Origin of the sequence: Pseudomonas sp. gcc21, from assembly GCF_012844345.1 — a bacterium.
GTDB lineage: Bacteria > Pseudomonadota > Gammaproteobacteria > Pseudomonadales > Pseudomonadaceae > Halopseudomonas.
The window spans coordinates 3,012,227-3,033,258 of the sequence record NZ_CP051625.1; the positions used below are offsets into that span (position 1 = coordinate 3,012,227).

Sequence of the window (21,032 nt, forward strand, 5' to 3'; positions counted from 1 at the left end):
TTAACCTTCCTGACCGGATTGCTGTGCCGGCTGCTCAACATTACCGGCAGGAACGGCCTTGACCTCGGCGCCAGGACTGATGAACTGGAAGCCTTCAGTAATCAGGCGATCACCTGCCTCAAGGCCTTCGCTCACCAGCCAGCGGTTACCGACGGTACGGTCCACTTTGATATTGCGCAGCTCGACAACGTTTTCGTCATTGACCACGAGCGCGGTGGCGGTGCCTGTCGGGGTGCGCGTCACGCCCTGCTGTGGTGCAAGAATGGCTTCACTGCGGGTGCCTGCAACGAGTTCTGCATGAACGAACATGCCTGGAAGCAGAAGCTTGTCCGGGTTCGGGAACACAGCGCGCAGGGTGACCGAGCCGGTGCCCGCTTCGACTGACACTTCGGAGAATTCCAGGGTGCCCTCGTGTTCATACACTGTGCCATCTTCCAGTGTCAGATTGACCTTGGCGGCGTTATCACCGGCGCGCTCAAGCCGGCCATTGGCCAGGTCGCGGCGCAGACGCAACAGTTCCCGTGCTGGTTGGGTAACGTCGACATAGATCGGATCCAGCTGCTGGATCGTTGCCATCGCAGCGGCCTGGCCATTGTTCACCAGGGCGCCCTCGCTCACAGCGGAACGGCCGATGCGGCCGGATATAGGAGCCAGAACCTTGGTGTAACGCAGATCGATGCGCGCGCGCTCCAGCGCAGCCTCGGCCTGCATGTTTGAGGCGCGGGCTTCGTCATAGGCCTGCCGGCTCACAGCGTTTTCCTTGACCAGTATCTCGTAGCGGTCCGCCAATGACTTGGTTGACGCCTGGGCGGCTTTAGCGCTTTCCAGCGCCGCTTCGTAGATGGCTGGATCGATCTGATACAGCTGGTCGCCGGCCTCCACGTCGCTGCCTTCCTTGAACAGGCGCTTCTGGATAATGCCGTTTACCTGCGGCCGGACCTCGGCTACTCGATAGGCAGCTGTGCGGCCGGGAAGATTGGTGGTCAGGGTGAAGGGCTCGGCTTCGAGCGTCACAACACCCACTTCGGGCGTCGCTTGCTCGGCAGCAGGCGAAGTGGCTTCTTCCTCTTCTTTACCGCAGGCGCTTAATAGCACCGCTGCGATGAGCAGGACCGGAAGCAGAGCAGCGCGGACGGGCGTGGCTGGCATGAATGAACCCCATGGACAATTGCAAAAATGATTAAACCGGCCTGAAAAAGGCGCTGGTCAGTAATGGGCGACAATATACTTACATTCGCGTATGTTTGTAAGCGTTTTTAGCTTCGTTAACATTATGGATCTTCGCTTTTTCTTGCAATAAAAAGGCCGAAGGTCCCGCACCAAGCGAGTACGCCACATGGCTCGACGCACCAAAGAGGAAGCGCAGGAAACCCGTAACCAGATTATTCAGGCGGCGGGTGTGTGCTTTCACAAAAAGGGCATTTCCCGCACCTCACTGGCCGAGATAGCTGCGGCTGCCGGGGTCACACGCGGCGCCATTTACTGGCACTTCGAGGACAAGACTGAACTGCTGGCTGCGCTGTTGGAAACCGCTCACATGCCACTGCAACCACTCGGCGAAGCCAGCCGGAACGAGGGCGAGCCCGATCCCCTTGGGCGGCTGCGGGAGTTGTTAGTGATGATATTTCGGCGTGTAGCGCTGGATCCAGGCATCCGGCGTATCAACGAAATCATATTTCACAAATGTGAATACACCGACGAGATGTGCGGCTTGCGCCAGCGCATTCAGGATTTTCGCAGCCTCTGTGACCAGAACATCGAAAGCGCATTGCGCCTTGCCATGGTCAGAGGTCAGTTGCCGGCCGATCTGGATGCTGCCCTGGCCAGCCGCTGCGTGCATAGCTTTATCAGCGGAACCGTTGATCAGTGGTTGATGAACCCGGAGGGCCTGAACTTGCCGGACAAAGCGCCGCAGCTGGTCGACGCACTGCTCGACATGCTCAAATTGAGCCCAGCGTTACGTTTGGCATGAGGGCTCCCCTGCGGGTGCAGGCGAGGCGTCGTGGCTGTCCATAGGGTGAGCGACGGGACAATGCCAGACGCTCTACAGTTCCGGTTCCAGCCTTAACGCCAAAACTTTTTCGATAGATGGTGATCGTACCTTCGTCGGATAGTGCGACGGTGATCCGCATTCGGCAAATCTGAATACTGAGCTAGGCTTCATTCATTGATGGCTAAATGCTGGCCACGCGTGCCGATTGCACTTCGATACCCGCATTCGCATACCTGTTCGGTTCGACTGGCAACAAGGCCAATTTTTCCGGAACGAACACTGGGAAGATCAGCCGCAACGAGTGGCAATGAAGCGCGTTTCGGGCAGCCCAGTGTGCTGATGACGTCCGTCTGGTACGGTCGTTCACGTGGTTTTGTGATTTTTTTTATTCCCAAGGGGTTAAGGACTATGGACCAAACTGGCACACAGGACTCAATGAGCAGCCAGAGGCCAGTGGGCGCTATGCGCTTCGCCGGCCCGGTCAAACTGGCTACATCGCTGTGCTGGGCTGTGCTGTTGGCCGGTTGCGCTGCCAGCGGGCCGGATACCCCGGCTGAAACGGTCGGCGCTACTCAGCCGTTCACCGCATCGCCAACTTCCATTACCGCAGGCCAGACGACCCAGCTCGCCTGGAACCTTGACAATGTTCGGTCGGTGAAACTGGGTGAGCTGACCGCTACGCCCGAGTCGTCGGCTATCGTTGCGCCAGCACAGACCACAACCTATACCTTGTCTGCTACCAACACCCAGGGTGAGCCAGTCGAATATGAGGTGACCGTCAACGTCGACGAAGGCCCAAGCGTGCTGGCCAATGTTTCGATTGACCCGGAACAGACCGGGCCACGCATACCCGAACGATTTCTTGGTTTGTCCCATGAATGGGGGCAGGCGCAGATGATGATGGGCGACCCGGCGATTGGAACCAATCCTATCTATCGTCAGTTGCTGACCAACCTGATGGAGCGCAGCGGCAGTCCCTTGTCGCTGCGTATCGGCGGCGGCAGCACCGACCGTACCGGCGAACCGGCGCCAGACACCGTTACGCCCATGGCGCAGCTTGCGCGCGACCTGAATGCTGCAGGACATGGGGTATCTTTTTTCATGGGGCTCAACATGGGCGCTGGTGTGCCCGGTCTGGCAGCGCTGCAGGCCAGAACCTATGTTCAGGATATGCCGGTCGGTTCGATCGAAGGGCTTGAATTAGGCAATCAGCCTGACCTGTTTGTGCACAACGACCATCGAGATAGTGGCTATGATTTTGAAGACTATATGGGAGAGTTCCGCTTCTTTGCCCGCCAGATCATGACCAACATTCCCGGCGGGCCGCCTCTGGTGGGTCCATCAATGGCCGGGTTCGCTGGCAGCGCGCCTTTTCCCCTCGTTGAAGCGTCGGATTTCGGCACGCCATTAGAGCTGGAGCGGCTGCTTACACAAGAGCACCAGACCATCGGCGTAGTCAGCCAGCATGCCTATAACGGCGGCAGCTCAGCCTGCGGAGGCGATCCCCAGCCGGGATTTTTGTTGCAGCCCGATGCCGTGACCGACAACCGCGAAGCCGCTGAACCCTATGTCAAAGTGGCCACCAAAATGGCCAAACCGTACCGCCTGACTGAAATGAATTCGATCATGTGTGCGGGCGAGCCGGGTATCAGCGATGCCTTCGAGGCCACGCTGTGGACCGCCGATGCCCTGTTCGAATACGCCTACGCGGGTATCAATGGCGTTAATATTCACAGCAACACCTGGAACACCACGCATAGCTGGGATCTGTATGGCGCGTTCCTGTTTGACGTGCCGGAGGCGCAGTACCAGGCGTCGACTACCGAGGCTCAGGCGCCCGCTGATGCGCGATTCCCGGCCGGGTATCAATTGAGAAAAGTGCTGCCTGTGTATTACGGCATGTTGTTTTTCGCCGAAGCGGCAAGCAACCGGGCGGAAATGTTGCCTATCTCACTGGCCACCGATGTAAACGTAAAGGCCTGGGCGACCCGTGACCCTGACACCAACCGGATTTCCCTGGCCCTGATCAATAAGGATCCAAGTGCGTCAGGGCCGGTTCGGGTCACCATCCCGGGTTACGCCATCGGCGAGGTAAAGCGTCTGCTGGCGCCGTCGTTCGATGCGCAACAGGGCATCAGCCTTGGTGGCCAGACCTTTGACGGCAGTCAGGACGGCCGCCCGGTGGGCGTTGAGTACCGGGAGCTGATCGAAGCGCAGGACGGCACCTTTACCGTCGCGGTAGGCCCCACCAGTGCGGTACTGCTGACACTGAACAGATAATGAACCCGAAAGAGCTGCCCGAGCGGGCGTCTGCTGTGATGCGGCAACATCCCTGCCGCTAACAGAACAGTCCCGCTGCCGGGCGGGGCTGCTTCAGAGCGCTACCGCGTTGCTCACGTGGTAAAACACCAGCGCCAACATGCACAGCGTGCCCATCCACAGGAGCGCGATACCAGCCGGCTTCTCTCTCAAGCTGAAGCCAATCCCGATCAGAATGAACCCCAGCATGAAAATGGCGAACGTCGGCCAGAAAAACAGAATATCCATCGAAACGTACTTCCTGAAGCGCTACCCGCGAACCGAATGGCCCGCACGGAACGCCATTGAGCGTTGAGTTTTCAGCCGATATGAATGGGCCCCGAACTCGAAGTATGAAGCAAGCGCAACGATAGCGACAGGGCAGGGGTACGCTGGAGCGGCGCACGCTGCTGGCATCGCCGAGCCAGAGCCTCGTTGCGGCAGGTCATCGCATTGAAGATCGACTCGCGGACGGTCCTGGCACGCTTGATGCTTTGAGATAGTGGCGACGTGATATCGTCAAAATTATGTCTTTAGCCAGATGCAGGGAATCAAGCATGACCAAAGCCAGAGCCGAGCGCCGAAAAGATCCCAAGATGCGTGCGCATGTCGACCAGATGATCGCTTCGGGCGCAGTTATTCTGGGACGTAAACCGCTGAAGATTATCTACCGCGGCAAACTTCATACCTTGAGTAACGGCGTATTGATCAGCGAGGGCTTGAACTTCTGGCCGATCGATGCGGTTGTCGTGGAAGTTTGAGTGGGACGCGAGCCGAGATCGGTTGAACGCTGGTTTTTTGGATCATCCAAAGACGGTTCAGGCGTTCAGGCGTTCAGGCGTTCAGGCGTTCAGGCCTGGATCAATTGCTTGATAACGCTTAGCAACTCGTCAAGGTCGGCAGGCTTTTGCAGATAGGCATCGGCGATTTCACGAGGGTCAATGCCGGCGGGTAACGCAGCACTCATGATCAGAACCGGGATGTCTGCATATTTCGGCTCAGCACGCACCGCCGAGATCAATTCCGCTCCGGTCAGATAGGGCATCATGTAGTCGGTGATGATGAGGTCGGGTCGCTCTTCCGCCAGCTGATCAAGCGCATCGCGCCCGTGGTCGGCGCTGAGCACCCGGTAACCCTCTTCCTCCAGCAATATGGCTAACGTAAACAGAATGCTGGGTTCGTCATCAACGAGCAGGATGCATAGGGTCTTATCGGTGAGCTGAGAATGGCTCATCTAATTGTCGCCTTGGATCCGGCGCGGATGTCCATGCCCGGTCTGGATATCGTCGACGCGCCGGAACCGCTCATCAATCACCACGCCGTCATCCGTAATGAAGAACTCACGAATGGCTGGGTCAAACGCGCTGGAGCGAACTTTTAGCACCGCGATAGAGCGCCGGATCGAGCTGTCGAGTTCCAGGTAGCGCAACAACAGAATATTCTGGGCTGCTGCCGATATAGCACCGAACTTCATGCTGATATCGCCGCTCATCAGTTCTTCGGTTTCCAATGTACAGGTCACGGTAACGCCTTCTGTGTGAAGCACGTTGGTTAACGCGGCGAGATAGCGACCCATACGGTCAGGGTATACAGCAGACTGCTGAATCGCGTTGATACCGTCGATAAACAGGCGTTTGACGTTGCGCCGGCGTACGGCTTCGAGCAATCGATAGCCGAGTTCATCCAGCGTATTTTCGGTAGCCGGTTGCCAGATCACTTCGACAATCCCGTCGCGGACGAGCGCCTCAAGCTCGATACCCAAAGCCTGCGCCTTGTCGACCAGGTCATCCTCGCTTTGATAGAAGCTGAAGATCAACCCCGGCTCGTGCGGCGCGGACTGCGCAATAAACTGCAGCCCGAGCGTTGTCTTACCGATCCCGGAGGGGCCGACATAGAGCGTGGCAGATCCGGTTCGAACGCCACCGCCCATTATCCGGTCCAGGCTGGGGATACCCGTTGAAAGGTTGGTTCTGTTGGTTACCGGCCCTCGGGTGCGCCCCAGGCTGCTTTCGAGTCGAGGAAACACACGTATCCCTTCGTCGGAAATACGCGCCATGTGGTTGCCTGAAATAAAGCCGCTACCCCGGAATTTGTGCACCTGAAAATAGCGGTGGCTGTGGTAGTCAATCTGCTGTCTGCCCAATTCGAACCAGCCATCAACCATGGTGTACTCGGGGCTATGTGGACCGCGTGCACTGTTGGTCAATAACAGGATGGTGGTGCCGGTGAGGTTGGCAAAGGTCGAGAGATTATTGACGAACTTGCGAAACTCACCCTCTGTGTGAACGCTCTCTTCCAGTACGAACAACCCATCGAGGACAATCAGCGACGCGTTACGGGTTTTGCGCTCGCGGCTCAATAAACGCAGGATACCATCGAGCCCTTCCTGCTCCAGCACGCTGAATGCGCTTTCGTAGTACACCGACTCAGGGACCTGATCTCCGTCGAAATAGCTCAACCCGCTCAGGTGCTCGACCATGCGATCATGCGATTCGGAAAGCAGGGTCACATACAGCGATTGCTCGCCAAGTGATGCCCTGTGGAAGCACACCTGGTTCGCCAGGATCGTTTTACCAGCGCCAGGGGAGCCCTGAACGATATAAACGGCAGCTGGGATCATGCCTCCGCGCAATACAGTGTCCAGGCCTATTACACCAGTGGTGAAACGGGGGCGAGGGGATTTGCAAGGGGCTGATTCGCTCATGCGTGTTCCTGAATACCAAGATAGTGGCGTAAATGCTGGCCGAGGGAGCTGTGCCCGAATTTTCGAGTGGATGATCCCGCGATAGGTTCAAAGCGGCTGTCGTGTAAATGACAGAACGCAGGACAGGTCTCGACAATTGCGGATTGAACGCTCGAAATGGCGTATTGGGTCCCAGGTCTGCTCGACCGTTCGATCAAATTCAGCGGACACTATCCAGACTCTGCACGGCAAGATCCAGTGCTTTGTACATATCCAGCCTGGCTGAATGGCCAACGTCAGGGTTGTTCAATTCATTACCTCGCTCGGAGGGCAGAATCGGCGCGGTGAGGTCGTCCGCTTCCATCGGTTCGAAATCGTGTTCTTCACCGATCGTCATGGCGCTGCGCCGCAGCAACATGCGTAACTGGCTTGGTTCAAGATCAGGGTTGATGGACAGCATGGCCGCCAGCAACCCGGCGACCAGTGGGGTGGCGTAGGACGTGCCGCAGTGCTCGGCGCCTTTTTCGTGTGGTGTTGGAGTAGAGCCCCGGACGCAGGCTGCAGCGGTTATATCGACCCGCATATCGATGTTCGACGCCTTGCGGCGGATGGCATATTGCGGATCGTCGACACTGACATTTTCGTTACTGCGCTGGTGACCACCCACTACAAACAGTTGATCGGTAATAAAAGACGAGGGCAACCGGTACTCATCGCGCCCGGAAAAGGATGATCCATTGCCCGCTGAATTGACCACCACCACATCAGGGTGCTCGCTGCGCAGCCACAGAAAAAATTCCTCAAGCAGTTCTTCATAGCCGCTCATGGCGATGCCGGAGCGGACCAGCGAATCGATCGGATCGCCTTTCACATCGATCGCGCCGATCCGGTGAATGCCCCAGCTCCAGTTGAGTACCCGGGCACCGTCCTGCACCAGGTTTACCGACGCAGCGATGTTGGCAGTGATACCCGCATCCGAGCTGCGATCAACGATCACATCAAAGCCCGGCCCGACATCGTCCAGCGCACTCAGGAAACCGCTGTTCCCGCCATCGTCCCAGCCCGCTGCGAGAATACCGGCCACCGTGGTGCCATGTCCGTCAGCCTTGCCAGCATCGCGGGCATATACGCAGGTGCGGCTTTTGTCCTTACGGCAATCGCCTGTGTAACCGGCGAAATCAGGGGCATCGAAATCCACGTCCCGCTCGATCAGACCCAGGCGGATCGGGTGGGTTTTGATCGTGTTCTCCTCTCCCTTCAATCGACGCTGGTAGAAGTTCACCGCATCCATGAGCCGGTTGGATGCCCACTCTTCATTTTCCTTCGCAGAAGCGGTATCGCTGTCGCGCTCGATATTCTTTTCTGCCCCGGACTCTTCGATCACAACCGCGTCCACGCTCACCTCGTTTCCGAGGCGCAGCACCGCAGCGTCACGCTCATCCAGATTGCTGGCCGGTAACCGAAGCTGGTAGGTGTTCAGCGGCGGAATCGCACCGACCACCTTCGCGTCATATTTTTCAGCCAGCTGGCGCGCCTCTTCAGCGCCGTCGTGCTGTTCCTCGATAATCACGCTGACCAGATTCAGGTAGGTGGTCAGCCCGTCAGCGTTTTCAACAACTTCATCCTCATCAGCTGCCAGCACATAGCTTGAGCCGAGGCTCAGCCACACCGGGTTGCTGGATTCACCGTTCTGCTCCAGCCAAAGCGGACCACTCTCGGCATCATCCGCATCGAGCTGGAACCTGATCAGATCGTCGGCACCGCTGCGCGGCTCGATCTGCAAGGGCTCACCGTTCAGCCTCGCCTGCCAATCGCCCGAGGCGAGACCGCTGGCCTGCACGCAGAACGTCAACTGTTTATCGTCCAGCACATCGCCGCAACGTTGCAGTTGGGTGATACGCAGCGGCTCGGCCGCAGCGGTGGCCGTGGCGAACAGCCACGCCGCGGTAAGTAAAAGCGGTATGTGACACTTGATACGACTCACGATCAGAGACTCTCTGGCAATACTGCTGGCGACCCAGTGCCGCCGCTTGCTTTTGTATGACCGCGAAATGAAGGGAGGTTTCGTTTTTGGGGGAGCGGATGGCTTCCAGCTAGGGAACAGCGGAATATACCGCTTCCATTTGGGTGCTGAACGCAGCGGAGTAGAGCTAGCTGCCGGATGAGTCCCCTCCCATGAAAGCACGCCGCTGGACAATATCTCGACCACTGGTAACCTGGCGAACACCCAATCAGGCGCGAATCAGCAGTAAGGAAACTACCGCATGTCCGATACGCTGGGCTATTACGATGCCAATGCCGAAGCGTTCGTGGATTCGACCTTCGATATTGCGATGGACGATATCTATCGCGTCTTCCTTGCAGATGTAACCGCAGGTGGCCACATACTCGACGCGGGTTGCGGCTCTGGTCGTGACGCCATGCACTTTCATCGCCTGGGCTACCGTATTTCTGCATTTGATGCATCGCAGGCTATAACTGCCCTCGCACGACAGAAGACTGGATTGCCAATTGCTCATCGGTCTTTCCTTGATGTGGATGAACGCTACGTTTACGACGGCGTATGGGCTTGCGCCAGCTTGCTACACCTTCCTGAAAATCAGATCGCCAGCGTTTTAGATCGCCTCTGGACAGCCCTTAAGCCCGGGGGAGTCCTGTACGCCAGTTTCAAATTTGGCGAAAGTGAACGAAAGAGCGGTGGAAGGCACTTCACAGATGCTAATGAAGAGAAAGCTGCTCAGTGGTTTGAATGCCTCGAGAAGGATCCGCAGATAAAGTTCTGGCGTACCAAGGACCAACGGCCAAATCGTGACGAGCAGTGGCTAAACATACTCGTGCACAAAGCTCCTGCAGTGCATGATCGATTGACAGTAGGTGGGAGTCAGCATCATTTTCTGCCCAAGCTGTGTCATGCGATCCGGTCTTCAGATCAGATCGATATGGCTGTGGCATTCGTGAAAACGACCGGCTTGAACCTGTTATTGCCGGATCTTCTGGATGTGCTGCAAAAAGAGAGGGAGCCCGAGCCGGCAAGGGTACGAATTCTTATTAGCGACTACCTCGATATCACCGATCCAGAAGCCTTGCGCAAGCTGTCCCTACTCCAAGACCATGGAGCACAAATTGCGGTTTATGAAAGTAAGGGCAGTAGCTTTCATATGAAAGCGTATCTCTTTGCGGGACATCGTGGCGATAGTCACTGGGGGAGAGCCTTTATTGGTTCCAGCAATATCAGTAGACAAGCGCTTCAAGATGGCTTGGAGTGGAACTATCAGATCGACTACCCGCCGGACACGGGATACTTGGAGACTGTAAGCCGCTTTGAAGAGTTATTTCGGCACCCCAAAGTAGTTGTGCTTACAGATAATTGGATCGATGCCTATGCGAGGCGGCGGGTTCCTCCGCCTCAGCCCGTTGCGCCTGGAAGTATGGAGCAGGAAGCCCCACCTACCCCTAATCCAATCCAGAAAGCTGCACTGAAAGCACTAGACGCCACCCGGGACGAAGGCTATACGAGGGGTCTCGTGGTACTGGCGACAGGTCTGGGAAAAACGTGGCTGTCAGCCTTTGATGCCAAGCAGCTGGGTGCGCGACGGATACTTTTTGTGGCGCATCGAGAGGAGATTTTGTACCAAGCGGCTGAGACATTTGTTCGGATCAAACCAGATAGCCGCGTTGGGTTTTATATGGGAAAGCAGCGGGACCGCTCTGTGGATATCCTCTGCGCATCCATACAGACGCTGGGTAAAGAAGCTCACTTGGAGCGGTTTGCCCCGCAGCATTTTGATTACATCGTCGTGGATGAATTTCATCATGCGGCAGCACCGACATATCATCGGCTGCTGAAGCACTTTGCGCCGCAGTTTTTGCTAGGGCTAACGGCCACACCTGAACGAACCGACCGCTCTGACATTCTATCGCTTTGTGACGACAACCTGGTTTATGAGTGTCCCTTGTTTGATGGTGTTCGGAGCGATTTTCTCGTCCCCTTCCATTATTACGGGATCTATGATGAAACCGTCGAGTACCAGGCGATCCCTTGGCGGAACGGAAAGTTTGATCCGGAACTATTGGCCAACAAACTCGCCACTATGGGGCGAGCGCGCCACGCTTTGAGGGTTTGGAACCAACATAAACAGCTTCGAACGATGGCCTTTTGCGTATCCCGCTCACACGCCGACTATATGGCCAGGTACTTCCAAAAACATGATGTTCGAGCGGTGTCAGTTCACGGGAACTCCGAAATGTCTAGGGGCGAGGCTCTGGAGTCGCTCGAGTCCGGTGGCTTGGACGTTATTTTCTCCGTTGATTTGTTCAATGAAGGTGTGGATCTGCCCGCGATTGATACGGTTCTTTTGCTAAGACCCACAGAATCGAAGGTTCTGTTTCTTCAGCAAATCGGTCGAGGTTTGCGTAAGAGTCAGGGCAAAAAACAACTCGTAATTCTTGATTTCGTCGGAAATCATCAAAGTTTTTTTCATAAACCTCAGGCGCTGATGGGGCAGGCGATGAATTTTCGGCAGTTGGCTGAGTTCGCGCGACAGGCCGAGCAGAATAGACTCGACCTTCCTGAAGGGTGCTTTGTTAACTATGACCTGGAATTGATCGACTTTCTGAAAGGGTTAGATCAGAAGGGCGCAGAGAAGGACTATCAGGCCCTGAAAGACACACTTGGCCGGCGGCCTTCACTCACCGAGTATTATCACTTTGGAGCGAATATTTCCCAGATTCGGAAGCAGCACGGAAGCTGGTTTGGCCTGCTACACGCCATGGGTGACCTTCCCGAAAAAGAAGGAGAGCTATTATCCGCGCATGAAGATTTTTTTGTGGAAGTCGAAAAAACCTCCATGACTAAGTCATTCAAAATGATACTTCTAGAAGCCTTTCAAGCCGTCAATGGTTGGGAGAAATCAGTAGAGCTCCCTGCGCTTGCACAGGAATCATGGAGAATATTGAAGCGCCGGCCGCGATTATTTTCTGAAGTAGCTGAATCGGTTCGTCGCTTCGATGGTGGCTCCACCGAATGGCAACAGTATTGGAGAAAGAACCCGGTAGACCATTGGACAAACAAGTCGCCGGCTCTTTTTCGGGTTGCAGCAGGGCGATTCGAGCCTACCTTCACCGTTGAGTCATCCGCATTCGCGACATTCGAGTCTATGGTCCAAGAACTCGTTGATTACAGAATAGCTTCCTATGAAGCACGGCAAGGCTCTAAAGCCGATATTGGAGGCACGAACAATGTCGCCCCTATGCTGGCTAACGATACAGCGCTTCCATATTTTCCAACCTTGAAAATCGCCTGTGGTCACTTCAGGAATAGCACGGTCGATCAGCTAGAAGATGTGGAGTACCGATCAGTTGGGAGTGGCCATGGCCGGTTGAACCGGGACAGGTATTTTATTGCTAGAGCCTCTGGTGACTCCATGAATGGAGGAAAACGCCCTATCCAAGATGGGGATTATTTATTACTTGAACACATCAGCTCAGAATCGGCGGGGGCTATTTCCGACACCACCTTAGCCATCGAAAAGTTGGACGAAGCTGGAGATACTCAGTATTTGCTAAGAACGGTTAGGAAATCTTCTTCCGGAGAATATATTCTCGAAGCCGCGAATCCTGAATATGACGATATAGCCGTCACCCCAGAACTTGCCGAGCAATTTAGGACTTTTGCCCGCCTCCATGATGTTGTCTCACCGTTGGAGATGGCCCGCGGGCAAGAATTGTTGCGAGAGGACATTCCTGCTTTATTCGAAACGGAATTCAATCCCGGAAACTGGCAGAGCGGTCATGTCTTCTTAAAGGAAGCCGGCGCACATGTTCTGTTGGTCACGCTCAATAAGCAGGGAAAAGCCGATCAGCATCGTTACGTCGACCACTGGGTTGATGACACAACGTTTCACTGGCAAAGCCAGAACTCAACGTCACCAGTGAGTAAGCGCGGTTTAGAGCTTATCAATCATGAGCGTCTTGGGCTCTCCGTGCATTTGTTTGTACGTGAGAACAAACTGCGCAACGGCAAAGCCGCACCGTTCACTTACTACGGACCGGTCGAGTATAAAAGCCATGAAGGTAGCGCGCCGATGAGTGTGCTGTTTAGCCTTCGGTAGCTGCTTCCAAATGCTGTGATTGGGATCTCGATACGATTGCTCTAGAAACGTGCGATAGGTTCTTGGAGTCTGGTTTTTCACAAAAGCAGGAGCATGTTGCCGCTGAGCAACCTTGCTCTGTGCAGGATGTGTTCAAAGGTGGTCTCCACACTGCCTGCGCGTGAGTATCAGTCTGGTTAGCCGCGTGGACAGGCGTGCCGACTCCGCGCCGCGCTGACCGCCGACGGATGTTTCCACCTCCGAACCCCCAAAACAATCAACGTCTGCCCCGTGAAGTAACAGGCCACGATTATCGGAATGGCATAGGCAAAAGGCTGTGCAAACTTGTTTACCCCGATCAGCGAATCGGCGATGACGAATAACATCGCGCCTAGCCAGAGCAGGCCAGTCTTGTCCTCAACCCGGCAAGCCATCAATGCCATGGCGTAAAGGCACAGCAGATAGATCGCTACTGGTATCTGATAAGCGCCGGCGGCCGGGACCAGCCACACGGCCAGCAGTATGCTGTACAACGTTACAGGCAACATGCGCCAGCGCATCCAGGGTTTGCCTCTGGCCATCAGCGCAAAGCCAGCGATAAACGCCAGTTGGTTGATTAGAAACGCGCTCAGTGCCTGGATAAAGAGCCCGTCCCGGGCACCATAGTCGAGAAAGAAGTCACCAGCCGCTGCGGCAACGAACCCCACGCCCAGGCAGATACCGATTTTGCCGGGCCAGGCGCGCCAGGCGAGTACGGCAAACAACAGCATGGGGATTGGCTTGAGTAGCCAGCTGAGCGGGTAGGGTTTAAAAGGCAGCAAGACCAGATACAACAGCCCCAATACAACGGCCATGGCAAAACAACGACGCTCAAAGGCGGGCATGAATGACTCCCGAATGTTATTTTTATTGTGCCCGACATGGTCTCATAAAACGGCGCCAACTATTCATGTCAAGACTCGCGAATTCCCCGGGAGGCTCATCAGCCCTCTAGCGGATATCCAGGAGAACGCATCATGGTCCCATTCATCGGCGGTTGTTTGTGCGGGGATGTTCGTGTCACTGCAACTGGACAGCCACACCGCGTCGGCATTTGGCACTGCCTCGATTGCCGCAAGCACCACGGCGCGCTTTTTCACGCCTCCGCGATCTTTCCCCAGGACGCCGTCACCGTGACTGGCGACACGCACGAGTATCAGGGTCGCCATTTCTGTCCCCGCTGCGGCTCGTCCGTATTCGCGCGCACTGCAGATGAAATGGAAGTGAGTCTCGGCTCGCTGGATTCCACCGACCAACTCAAGCCGACCTATGAACTTTGGATTATCCGCCGCGAGAGCTGGTTGCCGGAGTTTCCGCATACTGAGCGGTATGAGCGTGATCGCTAGTCGCCGTCAGCGCCGCTACATTGAATAGACGTTGAGTTTTCACCTGTTTCTGTTGCTAATCAAACCAGAAGGCGCGTAATGGTACGGTGTTCATAATTCACGTCATTGATGCAGTGAAATACAAGCGAAATACAAGATCTTGAACCTCAATGAATGATGGTATTTTCAACTGCATTGCCCCATGTAATCACTGGCTCGATGACATAAATACATGACCCAGCTGAGCGTGCTCACCGGACGGCGGCGAATTTAGTGAGCTTAGGGTTATCCAGCGCAAAACCTGGTTTTTGCGCTTACCGAGTGGTGATCGCTCGCCGCTGTCAGCGCCGCCAGTACTCTGGAAACGTGTTGTGGCAGCGCTCTCCGGCTGTTTCACAATATCTCGCGGGCATGCATACGGTTTAGCGTAAACCGACCAATTAGAATTCTTTGGCAGATCTGAGCGTGCTCTGGTTCCAGCGCAATGGTTCGGACATGCGATTGTTTGGATAAAAAAAATGAGAGCTGTATTTCGGCCACGAATGATCGGTTTCAAACCATTGATGGCCCTGTTTGTTATAGGGGCTTCTGTTGTCTGGTTAGGCCAGTGGCTGCACCACCGGTCGAATCACGTGCATATCATCGACGCCCGGATCAAAACGGATATGGTGGCTGTTGCACCGCGCCTGCCGGGCCGGATTACGCAAGTGAGTATCACGGAAGGTGAGCACGTCGCCCGAGATCAGATTCTTGCCTTGATAGATGCCAGTGCTACTGATGCCGATCTGGCAGTCCTCGCGGCGGAGCGAGCCGGGGTGGAGAAAGAGCGATCTGAAGTTGTTGCGGAGTTGAAGTTGCAGACTGCAATAGGCGACAGCCGTGTTGAGATGGCCCGTTTATTATTGAAAAGAAGCCACGCTGGGCTCGAGCAACACAAACTGGACGTTTCGAAAAGCGCAGAAGATCTGGAGCGTTTGGAGCGGCTCAGAAGAAATGAAGCGATTTCCGTCCAGCAACTTTCCGAAGCCCGTTATCTACATCGATCCGCAGAGGTCAGACTGCGGATCGCCGAGTCGGAGTTGGCGGAGCAACAGGCGGCAATAGCGCACGCAGAAGCAGAACTATTAGCTCAAGATGTCCTTGAACGTCGGTTAGAGCTTATCGATAACAGGCTAAGTGAGCTGGATGCGAAACTCAGCAAACTTCAGTTGGACGTGGAAGACCGAATCATAAGAAGTCCCATTGACGGCGTAATCGCCAGACGTTTCGTCGAGATTGGCGAATACGCTCAAACGGGTCAGAGTATGTTTCTGATATATGATCCGAAGAATGTATGGGTCGAGGCGAACGTAAAGGAAACAGCCCTTGCGAAAGTGCAAACTAACCAAACAGTTGCCATCGCAGTGGATGCGATCCCTAAGCATGAGTTCCCAGGTTTTGTGAAGAGCATCGGATCGGCGGCAACAAGCGAATTCTCACTGCTGCCAAGCCCTAACCCGAGCGGAAACTTTACAAAAACAACCCAACGCATACCTCTGTGGATCCAGTTTGAAGAGGTTGACGATCGGCTACTGCCGGGCATGATGGTTGAGGTGGATATCAGTGTCGACTGATGTCCTGTTTGAACGATACGGTCCTGCCTACAAGTGGCTGGCAACCGCTACTGCCATGCTTGGCACATTGTCGATGACCCTGGCGACCACCATCGTAAACGTGGCCATTCCCGACATCATGGGCAACTTTGGCATGACTCAGACAAAGGCCCAATGGTTATCGACAGGCTTCCTAGCACCCATGGCGGCCTTCATGTTGGTCAGTGCATGGACTCTGCAGCGATTCGGGATGAGGTGGGCGTATATTGGCGCGGTTGGGATTTTTATGGTTGCCGCGATCCTGGGTGGAATGAGTCAAAGTGACAACATGATCATATTTTCCCGGATGCTCCAGGGCGCCATGGCTGGCATTGTCCAACCCCTTGCCATGACGGTTATTTTTACTGTGTTTCCTGAGCGCCAGCGCGGTATCGGGATGGGCATCTATGGGATTGGTGTGATATTGGGCCCTGCCATTGGGCCGGCTATCGGAGGTGTTCTGGTCGATTGGCTAAGTTGGCGTGCGGTATTTTTCATGCCGCTGCCTGCGTGTTTACTTGCAATCGTTTTTGCGCTGTTTTTCGCACCGGGTAAGGATGACAAAAGCGCTTCTAATGGTTTCGATTGGTTCGGCTTCGCCCTGTTGTGCGTGTTTATCGGCTGTTTATTATCGGCGATTTCAAATGGGCAGCGTATAGGCTGGGACTCGCTAGAGATCGCCAGTCTGTTCATTGTTGCACTGGTATCGTTCCTGGGATTTATCATTTGGGAGCTGGTCAGCCCACGGCCACTGCTTAATATTCGGATATTCGGCGTCCCCGGGTTTGCCGCAGGCTCGGCTATCGCGTTTTGTTTTGGGTTTGGACTGTTTGGTTCTACCTATCTCATACCCATCTTCGTACAGGATATTCAGGGCTTCACCGCTACCACTGCAGGCCTGTTACTTATGCCCGCGGGCATAATCATGGCGGCTGCGTTTCCGTTGGCGGGATACATGACGGATCGGATTTCAGCGCCTGGCATAATCGCCGGAGGAATGTTGCTGCTGGCCGTGTCCTGCTGGGCCCTAAGCTGGGCGGACACATCGACGCTGCCGTGGGTGATCATGTTCTGGATCGCAGTGGGGCGCTTGGGATTCGGGTTTGGTTTGCCAGCGATCAGCACCGGGTCATTGAGAACGTTGAACATTTCATTGGTTAGTCAGGGTTCGGGCGCTAACAGCTTCGCTCGACAACTAGGCGGTGCGCTTGGCGTTAATTTGTTGTCGCTAGGACTGGACGTGCGCACGACCCATCACGCGAGGGCATTTACAGATGCCCAAACCCTGAACAACCCTATCGCTCTGGAGCTATTATCCAAAATTCAAGCCATGGGCCCGTCCATGGGTCTGAGCTCCGACCAGCTCATACCCGTATCTCACCAGTTTCTTAAGCAGATCATCGAGTTTCAAGCGTATACCAGAGGGTTTCAGGACAGCTTCCTGATGTTGAGCTTCGTGTTCATATTCACCCTGATGCCAGTAGTCGTTATGTACTGCGCAAAGCAGCCCGCACAGGTCATACACGCGGGTAGTTAACGCATAGGCTCAGAATGGGCAGGGGATAATTCAGGAGACGGGGTAGGTGCACTGTCATCATTGGAACAGCACGACTTGATGACTCATACCGAAGATGGGCATCGACGGAAAGCCAGCGAAAATGGTTAGACTGAGAGCTGCAGCTAATGAAGTGCAAAAAATGGCGCACCCGACAGGATTCGAACCTGTGACCGCCTTCGGAGGGCAAAAATTATGGCTGTAATAGATCGTTTTTATCTTTCTCTAAATGGGACCAAATGTTTCGCAAATAGGGTAAGTGCTTGAAGTGCATGAGTTTTAAGGATTCCCAATTTGTGACATTTTAGACCGTATTCTGCGGGCGCGATTTTCTGACACAGAAATTTGTCACAAATCCGGGCACATTAAGAAAGCTCGAATTTGACACATAGCCCATCGTTCGGCGTTCCCATTCAACAGATACGAGCAGCGCACGGCATAGCTGTAAGCTCATCGCAATCACCATCTATGCATCCGGCCAAATCCCCTTATCGGTAAGCATCACTGAGTCGAGAAGGTCAGCAGGCGCAAGTTACACCGCTCATGCTCATCTGAAAGATGCAGTACCGGTGCGATATCGCAACCTAACAAGCAGCCCACAAGATCCATGATGGAAACGTATTCATCCACGCTAAGAGCGGGACTGCTCTCGATCACCAGCACAGCTTCTTGTGCACCGGGTGGCTCCGTGAGTCGCATGCTGTTTTTAAGGTTCAGTAGTGCCTGGCTTGGTGTGTTTCCGTAAGCAGAGGTGTAATGACCGATCATTGGTTGGGAGCTTTTGCTTAGATTGCTGCCCCAATTCAGCCCAAAGGAACTGAGACTGTCGCGGGCGCGATACAACGAACTCCAGAAGTCGAAGATATCCTGTCGTCGCTGCCAGTGATAAACGCGCTCCTCCGGAAAGATGCTGCCAGTGGGTACCCCGACGAAGTGTATATGAATCAGGCGGGCCATCTTCTTCAGGCGTTCAAGAGAGGTAGGGTCTGTCTGGTCAGTGCATAGCCAGTGGAGTTCATCAAATGGCTGTGACGGCAAGGCGGCATCCAGGCTGAGCTGTGTGAATCGGTGATGTTTTAACGAAGGTACCCAGGCAGCCAAGTCGTTGCCTGTTCCGGGATTTGCCGGCAATAGCTGAGAGGCTTCCCCGGAATAGACGAGCAGAGCAATTTCGTAGAAGTGTGTCTCTCCGACCCGCCCGAGGTGGTGCTGCTGTCTCGTGACAGCAGCATCTTCCGGATTTTCGCCCATATTCAGCAGGTAGAAGAGATAGTCCTTGAACCGCATCACGGGCGCACCTCTACCGAGCCTGCACCGGTGCGTTGATACATCGGTAGCCTGGGTATTGGGCTTCGGCCGTTACCTTGGCCATATCCGAGCTCACTGCCTGAACAGTAATAGTGAAGTTCGCGCGCGGCCCTGCATTCGCTACTACGCGCTGTAGGAAGGCTGAGTATGTTTTCATTGGTCCATATCTCCATGTAGGTGCCAGGAGACAGGATGAATCATGCTCGCGACGATCCGTGTCGTACCAAGTCGTTTGCGTAGAGCTTTGCCGTACGGCGAGTTGACGTGGCGATCTGTTCACGCAGTGCCGCGGGTTCCAATACTTCGAGATGTTCTCCCTGACTCATTAGCCAGAGATCTAGTCCTTGGCTGAGATGTATGCTTCCGGTCATCAACCACCAGCCTTCCGACCCGTGCCGCAGCACCTGATCGGTTGTGAGCGGGTTTTCCTGCAGACGCTCGCTCAATGCTTGGCTAACTTGCAGGGTGATCTTGACTGGAGAGTCGGTTTTTCGGCCAATCAGACTGCGTAGTGCCTGAGCGGATTGAATGTTGTAGTTGTCGGGATGAGCGATGTCATAGAACGGTTTGCGTGCGCTTTGAAATCGATGCAAAGGGAGAGCAGCGATGTCGCCTTTTGGCAATCCCTCGAACACGCATGATAGATAAATATTCGAATCTTGGTAAGAGAGACCCAGCGGGTGAACTCGCAGCAGTTTTGATTCATCAGAACCCCGCTTCTGGTACATCACCTCTAAGGAGGTGCCCTCCAGTAGCGCTCGCTGGACTTCTGCCAGCACCTCCGGCTTCACCACGCCGGGTTGCAGTGTGATAAATCGCGTGTTGAATCACACCGGGTTTTATGGAGGCCATTTCGTTTAAGTCAGGCGGCCATGGCCTGACCGGTGTTTTGCTGATAGAAGTTTGCCTCAGCTTCTGCCGGCGGTATATATCCAATCGAGCTCAGTAACCGCTGGTAGTTGTACCAGTGAACCCACTTCAAGGTGGCGATTTCGACGGCTTCGCGGCTCCTCCAAGACTGCCGGTAAATCAGTTCCGCTTTGTACAAGCCATTGATGGTTTCCGCCAAGGCGTTGTCGTAGCTGTCTCCTTTGCTACCAACAGAGGGCTCTATTCCAGCCTCAGCGAGACGCTCCGTATAACGAATAGAGACGTACTGACTACCCCTATCGCTATGGTGGATCAGACCGTCCGTGTGGCCTGACTGCCGAGCGTAGAGTGCTTGCTCCAGAGCATCGAGCACGAAGTCCGTTTTCATGCTGTTGCTCACACGCCAGCCGACGATACGTCGCGCAAAGACATCGATAACGAAGGCTACGTAGAGCCAACCCTGCCACGTTGATACGTATGTAAAGTCTGAAACCCATAACTGATTGGGACGGTCAGCTTTGAACTGGCGTTGAACCTTGTCGAGAGGACAGACGGCGTTGCCATCAGGCACCGTGGTACGAACTACCTGGCCGCGCCGAACACCCTGCAACCCCAAGTGGCGCATCAGTCGCGCAACGGTACAACGGGCAACGTGCACCTTGTCGCGCCTGAGTTGCTTCCAGACCTTCACGACGCCATAGCAGCGCATGTTGTCCTCCCATACACGCTTGATGTCCTCACACAGCAACTCATCCTGTTGGGCGCGAGTGCTTCGCCGTTCAGGCTGTCGGGCACGTGCTGCATGCAGGTAGTAACCGGACGGAGCGATCTGCACCACGCGGCAGATCGACTCGACCCCGTAACGGTCACGGTACTCGTCAACGAAGGCGTTCAGGGTTTGTTGCGGCGCCGGGGTGCCGGCCAGTCGGGCTCCGCCTGGGCAAAATAAGCACTGGCCAGGCGGAGGATCTCGTTCGCTTTACGCAGCTCACGATTCTCGCGCTCCAAAGCCTTGATACGGTCCCGTTCCTCAGTCGTCTGACCGGGTCGCTGGCCGTTGTCGGTCTGGTGTTTGCGCACCCAGCCATGCAGCGTCTGCGGGACACAACCAATCTTGGGTGCAATGGATTCGATGGCTGCCCACTCGGAGGGGTAGTCCTTCAAGTTCTCCAGAACCATGCGCACAGCACGTTCACGGACTTCAGGGGAGTAGCTGTTGGATTTTGTCATGCCTCATTCTC

Annotated in this window: 16 protein-coding genes and 1 other annotated feature; of the genes, 7 read left to right on the plus strand and 9 right to left on the minus strand. The window is 55.1% G+C overall.

Features of this window, described 5'->3' with window-relative positions; genetic code table 11:
* Complete coding sequence (locus tag HG264_RS13870) at positions 1–1,149, minus strand: efflux RND transporter periplasmic adaptor subunit (RefSeq protein ID WP_169408223.1); 1,149 nt, start codon at positions 1,147–1,149, stop codon at positions 1–3.
* A 187-nt stretch (positions 1,150–1,336) separates the two neighbouring features.
* Here HG264_RS13870 and HG264_RS13875 point away from each other — a divergent pair, with 187 nt between their 5' ends.
* A complete protein-coding gene (locus HG264_RS13875) occupies positions 1,337–1,972 on the plus strand; it encodes a TetR family transcriptional regulator (RefSeq protein WP_169408224.1) in 636 nt (211 codons plus the stop codon).
* A gap of 456 nt (positions 1,973–2,428) precedes the next feature.
* Positions 2,429–4,273, plus strand: a complete 1,845-nt coding sequence (locus HG264_RS13880) for a glycosyl hydrolase family 79 C-terminal domain-containing protein (protein WP_169408225.1) — start codon at positions 2,429–2,431, stop codon at positions 4,271–4,273.
* Between the two features lie 93 nt (positions 4,274–4,366).
* On the opposite strand, the gene HG264_RS13885 is transcribed toward HG264_RS13880, so the two are convergent.
* Positions 4,367–4,540 (minus strand): hypothetical protein, encoded by a 174-nt coding sequence (locus tag HG264_RS13885; RefSeq protein ID WP_163982061.1) that lies wholly within the window; start codon positions 4,538–4,540, stop codon positions 4,367–4,369.
* A 308-nt stretch (positions 4,541–4,848) separates the two neighbouring features.
* On the opposite strand from HG264_RS13885, the gene HG264_RS13890 reads away from it, so the two are divergent.
* On the plus strand, positions 4,849–5,052 hold the full coding sequence (locus HG264_RS13890; RefSeq protein WP_169408226.1) for a hypothetical protein: 204 nt from the start codon (positions 4,849–4,851) through the stop codon (positions 5,050–5,052).
* Positions 5,053–5,141: 89 nt separating this feature from the next.
* On the opposite strand, the gene HG264_RS13895 is transcribed toward HG264_RS13890, so the two are convergent.
* The 3 genes from HG264_RS13895 to HG264_RS13905 all read right to left on the minus strand — a co-directional run bounded on the left by HG264_RS13895 (position 5,142) and on the right by HG264_RS13905 (position 8,949).
* On the minus strand, positions 5,142–5,525 hold the full coding sequence (locus HG264_RS13895; protein WP_218573007.1) for a response regulator: 384 nt from the start codon (positions 5,523–5,525) through the stop codon (positions 5,142–5,144).
* Positions 5,526–6,995 (minus strand): ATPase domain-containing protein, encoded by a 1,470-nt coding sequence (locus HG264_RS13900; protein ID WP_169408227.1) that lies wholly within the window; start codon positions 6,993–6,995, stop codon positions 5,526–5,528. It lies immediately after the preceding gene.
* 199 nt (positions 6,996–7,194) lie between these two features.
* Positions 7,195–8,949, minus strand: coding sequence for a S8/S53 family peptidase (locus tag HG264_RS13905; protein ID WP_169409146.1), 1,755 nt, complete (start codon positions 8,947–8,949; stop codon positions 7,195–7,197).
* A 289-nt stretch (positions 8,950–9,238) separates the two neighbouring features.
* Here HG264_RS13905 and HG264_RS13910 point away from each other — a divergent pair, with 289 nt between their 5' ends.
* A complete protein-coding gene (locus tag HG264_RS13910) occupies positions 9,239–13,084 on the plus strand; it encodes a DUF3427 domain-containing protein (RefSeq protein WP_169408228.1) in 3,846 nt (1,281 codons plus the stop codon).
* Between the two features lie 176 nt (positions 13,085–13,260).
* Here HG264_RS13910 and HG264_RS13915 read toward each other — a convergent pair whose 3' ends face one another.
* A complete protein-coding gene (locus tag HG264_RS13915) occupies positions 13,261–13,947 on the minus strand; it encodes a lysoplasmalogenase (RefSeq protein ID WP_169408229.1) in 687 nt (228 codons plus the stop codon).
* A gap of 132 nt (positions 13,948–14,079) precedes the next feature.
* On the opposite strand from HG264_RS13915, the gene HG264_RS13920 reads away from it, so the two are divergent.
* The 3 genes from HG264_RS13920 (at position 14,080) to HG264_RS13930 (ending at position 17,595) form a co-directional block, all read left to right on the plus strand.
* The gene (locus HG264_RS13920) at positions 14,080–14,448 is read left to right on the plus strand and encodes a GFA family protein (RefSeq protein ID WP_169408230.1); all 369 of its coding nucleotides are present in this window, start codon (positions 14,080–14,082) and stop codon (positions 14,446–14,448) included.
* Positions 14,449–14,945: 497 nt separating this feature from the next.
* Positions 14,946–16,040 (plus strand): HlyD family secretion protein, encoded by a 1,095-nt coding sequence (locus tag HG264_RS13925; protein ID WP_169408231.1) that lies wholly within the window; start codon positions 14,946–14,948, stop codon positions 16,038–16,040.
* Positions 16,030–17,595, plus strand: a complete 1,566-nt coding sequence (locus HG264_RS13930) for a DHA2 family efflux MFS transporter permease subunit (protein WP_256663682.1) — start codon at positions 16,030–16,032, stop codon at positions 17,593–17,595. Before HG264_RS13925 ends, HG264_RS13930 begins: the two co-directional genes overlap by 11 nt.
* A gap of 519 nt (positions 17,596–18,114) precedes the next feature.
* Here HG264_RS13930 and HG264_RS13935 read toward each other — a convergent pair.
* The 3 genes from HG264_RS13935 to HG264_RS13945 all read right to left on the minus strand — a co-directional run bounded on the left by HG264_RS13935 (position 18,115) and on the right by HG264_RS13945 (position 21,021).
* Positions 18,115–18,903, minus strand: coding sequence for a hypothetical protein (locus HG264_RS13935; RefSeq protein ID WP_169408233.1), 789 nt, complete (start codon positions 18,901–18,903; stop codon positions 18,115–18,117).
* A gap of 215 nt (positions 18,904–19,118) precedes the next feature.
* Positions 19,119–19,715, minus strand: a complete 597-nt coding sequence (locus HG264_RS13940) for a YafY family protein (RefSeq protein ID WP_256663683.1) — start codon at positions 19,713–19,715, stop codon at positions 19,119–19,121.
* A 68-nt stretch (positions 19,716–19,783) separates the two neighbouring features.
* Positions 19,784–21,021 (minus strand): IS3 family transposase gene (locus HG264_RS13945; RefSeq protein WP_169408234.1). Its coding sequence is split into 2 segments (ribosomal slippage): positions 19,784–20,736 and positions 20,736–21,021, totalling 1,239 coding nucleotides; the frame shifts between segments, so codons are not numbered across the junction.
* Positions 20,612–20,743, minus strand: a sequence feature (AL1L pseudoknot). Its footprint overlaps the gene before it by 132 nt.
* Positions 21,022–21,032 lie beyond the last annotated feature (11 nt).